Raw genomic sequence first — 11972 nt, forward strand, 5'->3', positions numbered from 1 at the left:
GAACCTAGATCCGTATGAAATGGGCGCTGACTGCTAAATTGATCGTTTTTTAATCAATTTTAATGGCAAAATGTTACATATTCGCTTAAAAACTCACCAACTTATTACAAAAGCGACTTTTTGCTGATTTCTTAGTCATGACTAAAATTTTAAGTAATTGATAATTATATTAATATACAAGTGTACTTCGTATAATCACCATTATGTTAAATAGACTTAATATTCGATGAAATTTCTTTGAATTCTAGTGCTGTCTTTTGGGTGTTGGGAATATGGCCAAACACATATTCATCCTTCGTCTGAAAAAAGAAATCAAAGCTTTGGCTCATGAATGGATCTTGTTGACTTTGTTTTTGGTAAATGGGAGCCAGACGATTGAGATAGTAATTCATCCAATCTACTTTGTTATTAAAGGTCGCATAGTCTTTTAGATCAGTATAGAGGTTCTTTAAGTCGCTAGAAATAGCTTCAATAATGGGGTGAAACATCCATACTGTAATATTCATTGGCTGTAGTGGGCTAAGCTCATAGGGCTGTGATGGTTCAAAGCGTTGTATCGTATAAAGTTGTGCACCATGCTCAGTGTAACGAGAACAGAGTAATTTCGTGTTCTCGACTTGAAAGTAGTCAGTCCCTACTTTGAGTTCTCTTATCTGTCTAGAAATATCGAGGCATTGGGGGAGTTTAGCAATGTTTGAATGCGCTAATCTTTTAAAAAATTCTATCGATCTTGTCACCACATAGCTTTCACCTGTCCCTGTAATAATGCCTTGATCCCATGGATGAATTTTTGTGGTTTTTTTAGGATCGAATTGAGCATCACCTGTTTCTGTTAAAACAACTTGCTTATTGTCTGTAGTGACAATGATGCTATCATTCAGTTGAATAGCGATGATGAATGTCATGCTTTGGTTAAAAATCATTGAATTATTAATCATTTATATTACGCTAAATTCAGGCTCAATTTTTTATAAATTTATAAGAAATAGGTAAATCTATGGCTGGTGGATCTCAGATCATCATTAATAAAGATGGGATAACTATTATTACCCCGACAAAGTTTGAGGCTAAAGCAGGGCAGCATTTATTTAAACAAGGAAGTAAAGTCAACTTTTCGTTACCTGAAATGCCAAATGTTGTGCTTCCATATAGTAATAAATTAGATGTATACAATTTATTTAAAACTGATGAACTAAATAATATTAGCGACTTAAAATATTCAGTCGTTAGAGAAAATGGACAGTTCCAAAAAGGAAATCTTGATGAATATGGAAGAACAGAACGGATAAAATCAAATCAATCGGAAAAAGTAAAAATTTTAGTTGGTGGCGATGAATGGCATTACTATATAAATACTTTTTCAGGAACGATGGATGATGAGATTTTAATTAAGTTTGTTGATCTCATTGGTGAACCTATTGCAAATTTAGAGTTCAAACTAAGTGATGAAAATAACAAGACTATTTTAATAAATAGAACAAATAAAGATGGTGAGGCTAAATTTCTATGCAATACAGTAGAATTTCCCTTACTTTCAGTTAAATATCTTACAAAAGATGAGTTCAAGCCTATTACTAGAATAGAAAATAATTTAGTAAGGGAAATTATTCTCATTAGTCCAAAAATTCTGAAAGAAATTGAGTTATTACAAGAATCTGAAGATCCTGGTGATTATTTAAGAAGTAATTATTCAGAAAAACTTTGATTAAGACATTGCGTTAAGGAAATTATGATATGGCTGATGAATCACAAAAGGTCAATAAAAATGGCAGACCAACGCTTGTTTTAAAAAGAGAGCATCTTGATAACGTTGTATCAGGAGTATCAACTGCATCTGATTGGGCTGGGTATGTAAAAGATACTGCAGATGTAATGAAAGCACAGAATTATAATATTAGATGGGGAGCTTTACATTCTAAAAATGTTCCCTTATTGAGTAAAGAGCGTTTAAAAAAAGCTACAGAATTTAAGGTGTATAGTAGAAAGTCTTCAGGTCATATCTTTAATGGAAATCAGCATACGAGTGTTCTGAATACAAAAAAAGCTGTAGAAAAAATTGATAAAATTGGTACTAAAGGTGGAATGGTATCAGATGGGGCAGAAATAATTTTAGCAATTCATGATGAGGATGCTGAAAAATTAGCAGAACAAACATCAAAGTTGGTGCTTTCAAAAGCTGGTGAAAAAGCTGGTGAAACATTAGCACTTGGAGTTGTTGGCAGATGCTCACAAAATGCTGTTCGTTCATTAGATCCGAGACAAGTTGGGGTTGGTTTAGCCCTCTGTGGTATCGCTGGCTTGTCAGTTAAGTACGGTATGAAGTCAGCTGGAGAAAATGCAGGTGAAGAAATTGGAAAAAGAGGTGAGGTAATAAAAGCGGCTGAAATATATATCAATGCTCAGAAGAAATTGAATGAAAATGCTGGGGAGGCAGAAAAGAAACGACGAGATAGAGAAATAGAAAAAGACCCTATGCGAGAATGGCAGATAAAATATTCTGACTAAGTGAATGAAAAATGAATGTAAAAAAAATAGCTTTTTTTTTAGTGTTTTTGAGTGTATTTAGTCTTAATGGTTGTACAAAGACTGTACCTCAGAAAGAAAAAAATCTTGTTCAATCAGAGTCTTTATATAAACAAGGTCAAAAATATTTTTTAGGTGATGGTGTAAAGCAAAACTTTCAAAAAGCTTTAGAATATTTTGAAAAAGCTGCAAATGAAGGTTCTGTAGTTGCTCAAAATGATTTAGCAGGTATGTACTTCAAAGGAATAGGTACACAAAAAAATGAAGCTAAAGCTTATTATTGGTTTAATGAAGCATCTAAATTAAATTCTTCTGAAGCTCAGTATAATTTAGGTGTAATGTATGACAATGGATATTATGTAGATAAAGATCGAACAAAAGCTTTAGATTATTATAACTTATCTGCAAAACAAGGATATGCTCGGGCTCAATTCAGCCTCGCTAATGCATATCTTGATGGAAATGGTATTGAAAAAGATATCAATAAAGCCATTAGTTTGTATACCGATGCGGCTAAACAGAATTTACCAGATGCTCAATACAATTTAGCCAACATATATGAAGAAGGAGCTATAGTTCCAAAAGATGAAAAAAAAGCGCTCGATCTTTATATACAAGCAGCAAACCAGAATTTTCCTATAGCTCAAAATAATTTGGGTTATATGTATGCGAATACCTATAATGATCTAGAAAAAGCAAAATATTGGTTTCAACGGGCATTTGAGAATGGTTATAAAGATGCTGGGGATGCACTAAAAAAAATAGAATCAATATCTAATTCTAAGTAGTGTAATTAGGCAAGTTAATATCAATATGATAACTAATATTAGTATGACTCCTTGCGCTTCAAACAAGATCAAAGCAATTAAAGATTTTCTAAATGTGAATTGATTTTCTTTGATTACAAACTTACTTTCATTACCTATGCTAGATATATAAACGGATAAAACTTTATCCGTATTATACTGGTGCCAGGCATTTTCTAATTTAACTTTTAGATCGTCACATGACTCTAATAACGTTATTCTATATATGCTTAAGACATTTTGAGCATTACGATAATAAATTTTGTTATGATATTTATACATGTATTCAACATTCATCTTAGCAGTTCTGTCTATACCTTTTCGCCAAGGTGAACTTGAGCAAGATATTTGTGTTTTTAAAATTTGAAATTTTTCAATTTTTTGCCATGTATTCAAATCTATACTTTTATTATCATATTTATTTGATTTTATTAAAGTAACTAAAATAATTATGAAGCCTATTAAAAGTAAAAAAAGTGAAAATTTTTTCATATAATTATTTTAGCTCTAATTAATGACTATATGTTAATTTCTTAATATCTAAAATTAACATAATACACCTTATACGAAATGCTGTTTTTTATTCGATATAAATCATAAACTTATACTAAGACGTTCCAGGGTTCAGCGCACTGGAACGGCTTTTTATTGATTATTCATGTTCCACGCTCAATAAACAAGCAATGTTCCACACTTTTGTTTAGCTAAAAACAACAATAAAACCTTACTCATCTGTAAAAACTGCCCGAGCTAAACGACCCAATAATCCCCTTTTTTTAGGTTCCGGTTCAACGTGTTCTGGAATAGGTATACGCTTATTGTCTTCACCAGGAGTAGTCAATGCGTCATAGTTCGACTCAATCTCTGGCCGAGGATCTGTTGCTATATTTAGATTAGTAGATTCATTTAGCTTACTAGTATTTTCTTGTTTTGGCTGTTCTAAGGTGCCTTTAAACTCAATTCTATGAGTAAGATCTTCAATATGTTGCATCAAAGACTTTTCTCTTTGATTTGCTAAATCTAACTGATTTTTAAGTAAAGCAATCTGATCTTTTAGAACATTTTCGATCTCGGACTGTACACGTACAGGTGCATCCTTCTGGACTTGTTCAATACGTGTACTGGACTGAACACCAGTTGGATTTCCATAAACTCTTATTAATTCCGATAGATCTATGAGTCCATCACTATCCCTTGATAATTCGCCACTTTTTATAGCTTCATAAATTGTTGTTCTAGACTTTTTAAACGCTTTACTGGCGTCCATAACGCTGAATTTTGTTGTGTTCAATGGAGTCCCTCAGTATGTGTACAGGAATGTTCATATGAACATCCAATCTGAACATGAGTTTTATTTTGCATTAAAGCCTACTTTCTCTAGATATGGCAGTAGTTCTTCAAATTTTTGTAGATCTTTTAGCATTTCAGAAATTCGAACTGCGAACTGCGAATAGCTTTCAGTACCTTGAGAATATTTATTCATTTCTGGAAGCTCAGATAGCTTATTAGCAAAAAAATGTCGCTGTGCATCAGTAAATTTTGAGAAAATCTCAAGAGTAGTTTGCTTTTTATTGTTAGCTATAACGACCTTTTTCTGTTTAAAGGTAAATGAAAAGCCAGAAATATTACGTCCCTTTTTATGTTGCTGACATTGGACTTTAATATCTGTATGTTCATTAATTTGAGCAATAGCCAAATTTAATACTCGGTCTTTGAAATTCCCCATTCTTGTATATTCATCATCAAGAACACCTATTTTTTGCCTGAACTCTGCTAGTTCAATAATAGGAGTTTGGCCTGTACTGCGCCAAGCTATTAACAATTCATATAACCGCACAGCATACGCACTGCTGAGATTACTAATTTGTTGTAATTCATATTTAGTAAATTGCTCTTCTAAACGTGTAATAAGTGGGACAATTGCAGGAGCAAATATTAACTTCACGGTTGCTTCATCATCGATATATCTAATCTCGCTGACCCAGCGGCTTAAAACATTTTCTACATTTCCTCTCTTATTGATTTCTTGATAGCTAAATTGGCGTACGAATAGATCTTTACAAGCATCTTTTAACGCTTGGTACGCTGTTTGTCTTGCAACATTAAATTGATTTACATAGCTCTCAGCATGGACTTCTAATGGATCATTGGCATTAATGCCTCGACCACTATCTCTTGCTTCAACAATAGCTAATAAGATTAAACGCTGTTCTACTAAATCTAAGTTATAACTCGCATTAATTAATGCATTATCTTTAACTACTAAATCCCGCACTTTATTTATCTATCTTATTAGTTATGAATATAAATCTATATTAATAAATCTGTAGATTAATGCAAGGTAAACATGGTTAAATCTACAAAATAAATAAGGTAGACTTATGGTAGGTAAACGTAGTCATATTGGTAGGTAAACGTAGTCATATTGGTAGGTAAACGTAGTCATATTGGTAGGTAAACGTAGTCATATGAAGTCTGGAAGCCTTTATTTACAAAGCTTTCAGCTTACCTAAAAGCATTTAAAAGATTAAAAATAATTAAAAGCCCAGGGAATGAAAAATTGCCCTTGGTTTTCGCTTCGCTCAAACTCTATTGAACTTCGCTTTCGCTCAGTTCGTTGGGGCAATTTTTTGGTTAATACTTGCGTGACTTTAAGAAAAAGCAAAAGAAACTCGGAATTCGCTTCGCTCATAAAACTTTTTTACTCGCTACGCTCGGTCCAGGAGCAAATTTCTGCATGAAACTTACGCTTTCTTAGGCTAAAGAGGGCAAAAAAATGTTTTTCAGAGGGTCTAGGCGCAAATTTTGATAGTTCGCTCGTAGACACTCGCTCTATGCATCTATCTAAAGTCAAAATACCTCTTTATTTCGCTCTCATTTGCGTTTTTTGAGCTGTTTTCTGTTTTTCGCTATGAGATCTATGCTTTTTAGGTAGGGGCTCTTAAATCGCATTTGAACGCTTTCTATGAAGCTTTTCATAATTAAAGTTTTGGGTTGAAATTTTTAACCTGGATGAATGGACAAAAAATTGATTTTTTACGTTTTTCTAAACCAAGAAATAAATACTTTTTTCCATGCAAAACCAAGCACCGGCCCTACGTCACTTTAGCCAATTTTCCAATCAAGGATCCGGCACACGCCGGGATTTTTTTGTCACACACCACGCATCTAACGATGACAACCTTCAAATCCTTATGCTGTAAGGGTTTGGGTAATTATTTTGTGTGTTAGAAAGCTGCGCAGCAAAAAGCGCATTTTTTAAAATAAGTTATTGATTTTATTTATTAATTTGCTGCGCTCTTCTCTGTGCTCAAAAAACCAATAAAAATGCTCTAAGCAATTGTTATTTAATGAAAAATAGGGTGCGCACCTATCTGCGCTCGAAAAATGGAAAAAAACAGCATAAGTAATTAATATATATAGATAAATACCCTGCGCAGTTATTGAAAATCAAGTTTGCGCAGGTAAAAGCCATAAAAACAGCATAAGTTATTGAAAATTAATTAAAATAATCTGCGCACTTTTCGATAAGCAATAAAACTGTCAATTCGGTCAATTTAACAAATCATACATGACATATTTTTTAGGAATTTAAACCTGTAAAAATCACTCAGTTGATAGATTTTAAGTGAGGCTTTAGAGCCTAAATTGATTTCTTATTTTAGACATTAAAAGTAGTTAAAAACTTGAGAGTATTCAATATCACAGAGTTCTTTATCTATTTTCTACAAAAGTTCTCAAAATGGATCTTCTTCAATATTCAAGCTAAGAAGTTTAAGAGAAGATAGTGAGAACTCTTATTCTAGGAATTATGATGAGCACTCATATCACCACTACGGCAAATACAATAATGTTTCCGAGGGCTTGTACTCTTTGTCAATCAAGAAAAAATGTACAGCTTTTTGTAGGACTGTTGGTATGCGATCAGTGCCAAGAAAAGATTATGCTCACGAATCCAGGCACGTTTTTGGACAATGATGAGATTGAACAAAAAGCTCAGGATTAACCTGAGCTTTTGCATAAAATTAACAGCGGCCTGCTGCTTTCAATAGAGCGTTACATTGGTTATCACTACTTTGTTTTACAGAATTAGAACCCGAACAAACTGCCTGGGAACTAATAGCTCCTCCAACTGTTGTGATATAACATTGATGTGATTTTTTTCCTACAGTGGCTACAAAGTTTATCGTGCCATCAATAGATCCTTGTCTATTTGATATGGCCACTTTGTCTGAAGTTGTATTTAAAGCAAAGGCTGCCTTTTGTTCTAAAGTTTGATCCTGGATGACCATATTTCCGACTGTGCCGCATCCTACAAAAAGAGATGCAAATAACAATGGTAATAATTTGAAATTTTTCATAAATTTTCCTAAATATATTTAAATAAGTTAGATTCCAAAACTACAATTAGGAATTTCTTTCTGGAGCTCTCGATAGTTATCTTTAATTTTATCCTGTTCGACTTTTTGAGCATCTCGCGCAAAAATATTGAATGCTTTAGCTTCCTCTCTATATTTCAATCTTAAGCTTTCGCAGTTTTTCTTATGTGTGATCATCTGTTTTGCATCATCTTCACTAATTTTGGTATAGCGTTGATTACTAATTCGCAGTGTTTTTCCATCATCAGATAAGTTGAATGTGATAACTGCTAAACCGTTATTCACACCAAGTTCTTTTTCTTTCTTCTCTAAAACCGTTCCTGATTTTTTATTTCCAAACCAATCAGTTTCTGAAAGAATATTCTCATTTACGATGTAAGTTTCTTTGCCCTCTTTATAGATTTCTAAAACTTTTGGATATTTTGTATCTTCAAGTTGCCAGTAACCAACATATTTATCATGAGGTTTGGAACATGCTGTTAAAGCTAAAGCAACTAAAGTAAGGAAAAATATTTTCATGATTTGCTCAGACAAATTATATTTTAAAAGGTCATAAGAATAGAGTATTTTTCAAGTATGTCTAAGGACATAAAAAACCAGATTTGTATAGCTAAAGTAATGAAAAAAAACACTATTATTTTATTTCAATCTCTAGATTATATGTTTATAACAAATTGGCTATCTGGTAAGTCGATCATTATTCTTAGTGTTATCAGTTTTATGTATTTTAGATTTTTTATATATTGTTCTTAAGCAAGGCGGAAAGTTAATAAAATAATTATGACCTATCTAGCCACGTGATTTAGGGTCAATTTTTATCTCTCCCAACCCTTGGTTGGGATTTTTGCCTGAGATTTCGCATAAGAGATTTTATGTTAAATCCTTTTATATATTTCTTTTATTAGTTCATTTGTATAAGATCATATCTGCTCGATTACCGTCTAAAAAACAAGGATTTTTTGTGAAAAAGCCTAATCAAAAAGCTATTCTTCGTCAGAAAAAATCAGATTTAAAAATAAGAAAGGAAGGTAAAAAAAGATCACATACTTATATCGGCTTAATAAAATTTTCATCTGTAATCTCATTAGCTAAAATGGGTCATAGAGAAAAATTTCTAGAAACTATAAGAAAAATAAAGCTGAGAGATAGAGCTAATAAGAGTTTATATCTTAATTTTAAGGATGTAGAACTATTGTTGCCAGAAGGCGTTATTTACCTTTTACATCAATTGGATAAGTTAAAAAATAAAAAAGAATTACTAGGACGAACCTCTGATAAGGATGTAGTAAAAGCTATGTTCTCTAGATTAGGCATTCATAGTCTTATTAAACAGCCTCCTTATGTTGGTAAAACTATTAATATTGTTGATAGATGGGAGTGTTTATCGGGAGATAGCGCTGATTTAGGCGAGGAATACGAAAAGATTGAAGAGCAAATAGCTATGATCTTACCAGATAGAAGAGCTAGATTTGTTTTACAAAATGCTATTGCTGAAGCAATCAGTAATGTGATCAATCATGCCTATGATGAAAATGCTCAATATAAGAAATGGTTTTTATTCTTTTGCATAGATAAAGAGAAAAATACATGTCTGATCGTGGTATCAGATGTAGGAAAAACTATTCCGGTAACTATTCCAGTTAAGCTAAGAGATCGTTTATCTATTAATCCAATTGAACTCTTTACTGGTAAAAATGACTCTCAATTGATTGAAATAGCAACAAAATGGAGAAGATCTGCAACAGAAGAGTACCATCGAGGAAAAGGCTTTAATGATATCATGCAGGTTGAATCTGATGTAGATGGTGCAAATGTGATAGTTCTAAGTAGAAAAGGGGCTTGGTCATCTGTCGCTGGTTTAAAAGACTACAAAGATGCTATTGAAGGTACAACTGTAGGATGGGAAATTCCTTTGAATAATGTGAAATTAGTCGCGAGTAAAACTTATGCTTGAAATCAAATATGATGTGGCTAAAGAATATTATCCAAGACCTATGGGTAGAGCTAGAAAAGATGGTCTACATAGTGGTGAACGATTTAGAGAAGAAGTTCTACTACCTTTTTTCCAATCTTTAAAAACGAATCCAAACCAAATTCTTGTTTTAGATTTTAATGGTATATCTACAGCTGGATCTTCTTATCTAGAAGAATCTTTTGGTGGTCTAATTCGTAAAAATGGTTATCGTAAATCTGATTTAAATAGACATCTAAAGATAGTGGTAGATGATGACTTAAAAGAACTTATTACTGATAGAATAGAAAAGTATATTAATGACGCTGAAAGTAAAGTGAAATAAATCATATGGATAAGGAACTATATGTTGTTTGGACGTCACTTCTGCTTTTGTGGTTTTTTTCCATTTGTAGCGTATTAATAAAACCTGATCTTATTCCTTATAATTGGCTAGCTCCTATATTTAAAGCTATTACAGTTGCTATCCCTGTATATGTGTTTTTATTCAGAATAAAAAACTCTTTATTAATGAAATCAATCAAGTCTGCTAATGATCTGTTAATCAAGACCAATGAAACATGTATTAATGTTTTCTTAGATGATGATCCTCAAAAAACTTTTAAAGATATTAAAAAAGTTTCCTTATATTTAACTTATTTAAAATCCGAAGTGAATAATTTTCCCTATGGTGGACCAATTTCAGCTCTTCTTTTTTCAAAAAAGATGAAATTTTTGAAGGAATATGAAAGAGAAGCTCTTAAAGCCTATTCTGATTATTATGAGTTAATTACATTTGATACCATAATTGAAAATAAGACATCTACAATGACAAAAGAAGAGTCGGAAGAGCTAATAGATAGGATAATTCATTCATCTACAATACTTTCTAACATTCTTGAAAAACATCTAAGAAAATATATTTAAGATTTCCTACAATTAACATAATACACGTTATACGAAGTCAAAAAATGGGAGCTAAGCTCCCATTTTTAATGCATTTTTTTAAATAAGGCTAGGATGTGCATCTAAGATTCGAATTAATGTTGCCGCTGGTCCTGTCGGATAGCGTCGGCCTTGTTCCCAGTTTTGCAGGGTGCGATGACTGATGTGGAGACGTGCAGCAAATTCGCTTTGACTTAAACCAGTTTTTTCTCGGACTTCCTTAATATCAGGTAATTCAAGTTCGGTTGTTCGACTTGCTTGGATCTCTTTGCGTTTGATTGCTCCAGCTTCTTTAATCGAAGCAACTAAGTCATCAAATAAGTTGTTATCCATGAAATTGCTCCTTCACGAGTTGGCGCAGAATGGCGGTTTCTTTATCCGTGAGATTATCTTTTACAGATTTTGGATAAGCCACCAAGAAAAAGATTTGATCATCCTCATTTACCCAATAGTAAATTACTCTGATACCGCCACTTTTGCCTTTATTACCTTGAGCGCAACGTACTTTTCGAATGCCACCGCCATTCTTGATCAAGTCACCTTTATCAGGCTGAACCAATAGATCTTGTTGAAGTTGACGATATTCCTCATCAGATACAAGGTCTTTGATTTGCTTGGTAAAGATGCTGGTTTCAATGAATAACATAGATTCTTTGTACGTCAATGGCGTATAAGGATTCTAGCAGTTTCTGTATCAAAAAACGAGAGCTGATAACTCTCGTTTCGTATAATCCGTATTATGTTAATTTCAGAGAAACTATTACAAATAGAATATTACTTTTATATTCTCAAATGAGCCGCTATCTTTCTTAAAAAATACTATAAATAACTGTTATTACTGATTATTATTTTTTAAATCAGGGCGAATTTTATAAATATTATTTTGGAGTTCAAAAATATGACTGAGAGCTTTTCCTATCAGTAAGATATTTTCTCTATTTTCTAGTGATGGATCTGATTGAATCTTACTAGGAATACTGTCTAATAATATTGCAGCTTGATACAAATCATCATTTATTTTTTTTAATTGATCCATTTTTCTCTTCTATATATGTTGGTAAGGATCCCAATCATATTACATTGAGATCCTGATTTATTAGGCCGTGGTATATCTTGTTGTAGCTTCTCTAGTTTCTGAACTAAAAAGGTTTAATAATCTATCCGATGATGGTACAGGAAGATTTGGTGGATTCCAATCACCTGTAGTGATGCATGTATTTAAAGAGTTTCCACACTCTGACATTCCACCGCTACCAGCAGACCCATAGACATCAATACAGTCTGCATAATATTCTGCACACAATTCTTTCGTTAAATAATATGAAGGCGTTGTAGGATCATATGCAAGAGCAAGACTACTAGTTATTA

Annotated in this window: 16 protein-coding genes; 7 read left to right on the forward strand and 9 right to left on the reverse strand. The window is 32.6% G+C overall.

The window, feature by feature from the left end:
* Window positions 1–206: 206 nt before the first annotated feature.
* Entirely contained in the window at window positions 207–905 is a 699-nt protein-coding gene (locus FTV34_RS15270) for a hypothetical protein (RefSeq protein ID WP_163146736.1), read from the reverse strand.
* 92 nt (window positions 906–997) lie between these two features.
* Here FTV34_RS15270 and FTV34_RS15275 point away from each other — a divergent pair, with 92 nt between their 5' ends.
* The 3 genes from FTV34_RS15275 to FTV34_RS15285 are packed head-to-tail and all read left to right on the forward strand — an operon-like array spanning window position 998 to window position 3311.
* Entirely contained in the window at window positions 998–1705 is a 708-nt protein-coding gene (locus FTV34_RS15275; protein ID WP_163146731.1) for a type IV secretion protein Rhs, read from the forward strand.
* Between the two features lie 29 nt (window positions 1706–1734).
* Window positions 1735–2505 (forward strand): hypothetical protein, encoded by a 771-nt coding sequence (locus tag FTV34_RS15280; RefSeq protein ID WP_180070728.1) that lies wholly within the window; start codon window positions 1735–1737, stop codon window positions 2503–2505.
* A gap of 11 nt (window positions 2506–2516) precedes the next feature.
* Entirely contained in the window at window positions 2517–3311 is a 795-nt protein-coding gene (locus FTV34_RS15285) for a tetratricopeptide repeat protein (RefSeq protein WP_163146729.1), read from the forward strand.
* 742 nt (window positions 3312–4053) lie between these two features.
* On the opposite strand, the gene FTV34_RS15290 is transcribed toward FTV34_RS15285, so the two are convergent.
* Window positions 4054–4620, reverse strand: coding sequence for a plasmid replication DNA-binding protein (locus FTV34_RS15290; protein ID WP_228722426.1), 567 nt, complete (start codon window positions 4618–4620; stop codon window positions 4054–4056).
* A 60-nt stretch (window positions 4621–4680) separates the two neighbouring features.
* A complete protein-coding gene (gene repM, locus FTV34_RS15295; RefSeq protein WP_151206973.1) occupies window positions 4681–5604 on the reverse strand; it encodes a replication initiation protein RepM in 924 nt (307 codons plus the stop codon).
* Between the two features lie 1539 nt (window positions 5605–7143).
* Here repM and FTV34_RS17980 point away from each other — a divergent pair.
* A complete protein-coding gene (locus FTV34_RS17980) occupies window positions 7144–7335 on the forward strand; it encodes a hypothetical protein (protein WP_127801720.1) in 192 nt (63 codons plus the stop codon).
* Window positions 7336–7354: 19 nt separating this feature from the next.
* Here FTV34_RS17980 and FTV34_RS15300 read toward each other — a convergent pair whose 3' ends face one another.
* Window positions 7355–7690 carry a hypothetical protein gene (locus tag FTV34_RS15300; protein WP_180070730.1) on the reverse strand — a complete coding sequence of 112 codons (336 nt, stop codon included), beginning with the start codon at window positions 7688–7690 and terminating at the stop codon, window positions 7355–7357.
* A gap of 27 nt (window positions 7691–7717) precedes the next feature.
* On the reverse strand, window positions 7718–8227 hold the full coding sequence (locus FTV34_RS15305; protein WP_046206310.1) for a hypothetical protein: 510 nt from the start codon (window positions 8225–8227) through the stop codon (window positions 7718–7720).
* A 442-nt stretch (window positions 8228–8669) separates the two neighbouring features.
* On the opposite strand from FTV34_RS15305, the gene FTV34_RS15310 reads away from it, so the two are divergent.
* Genes FTV34_RS15310 through FTV34_RS15320 form a run of 3 tightly spaced genes read left to right on the forward strand, consistent with a single transcriptional unit; the run spans window position 8670 to window position 10586 of the window.
* A complete protein-coding gene (locus tag FTV34_RS15310) occupies window positions 8670–9662 on the forward strand; it encodes a hypothetical protein (protein ID WP_121973992.1) in 993 nt (330 codons plus the stop codon).
* Window positions 9655–10005, forward strand: a complete 351-nt coding sequence (locus FTV34_RS15315; protein ID WP_121973991.1) for an STAS-like domain-containing protein — start codon at window positions 9655–9657, stop codon at window positions 10003–10005. The genes FTV34_RS15310 and FTV34_RS15315 overlap by 8 nt, the downstream gene beginning before the upstream one ends.
* A gap of 5 nt (window positions 10006–10010) precedes the next feature.
* Entirely contained in the window at window positions 10011–10586 is a 576-nt protein-coding gene (locus tag FTV34_RS15320) for a hypothetical protein (RefSeq protein WP_121973990.1), read from the forward strand.
* 78 nt (window positions 10587–10664) lie between these two features.
* Here the strand turns inward: FTV34_RS15320 and nadS are convergent, their stop codons facing one another.
* The 4 genes from nadS to FTV34_RS17800 all read right to left on the reverse strand — a co-directional run.
* Window positions 10665–10937 (reverse strand): NadS family protein, encoded by a 273-nt coding sequence (gene nadS / locus FTV34_RS15325; protein WP_004676016.1) that lies wholly within the window; start codon window positions 10935–10937, stop codon window positions 10665–10667.
* Window positions 10930–11250, reverse strand: a complete 321-nt coding sequence (locus FTV34_RS15330; protein WP_002126330.1) for a type II toxin-antitoxin system RelE/ParE family toxin — start codon at window positions 11248–11250, stop codon at window positions 10930–10932. The genes nadS and FTV34_RS15330 overlap by 8 nt, the downstream gene beginning before the upstream one ends.
* 189 nt (window positions 11251–11439) lie before the next feature.
* A complete protein-coding gene (locus tag FTV34_RS15335) occupies window positions 11440–11640 on the reverse strand; it encodes a hypothetical protein (RefSeq protein WP_163146734.1) in 201 nt (66 codons plus the stop codon).
* Window positions 11641–11700: 60 nt separating this feature from the next.
* The coding region (locus FTV34_RS17800) for a hypothetical protein (RefSeq protein WP_218949373.1) at window positions 11701–11972 on the reverse strand (272 nt) is incomplete at its 5' end.

Origin of the sequence: Acinetobacter sp. YH16038, assembly GCF_013417275.1 — a bacterium.
GTDB lineage: Bacteria > Pseudomonadota > Gammaproteobacteria > Pseudomonadales > Moraxellaceae > Acinetobacter.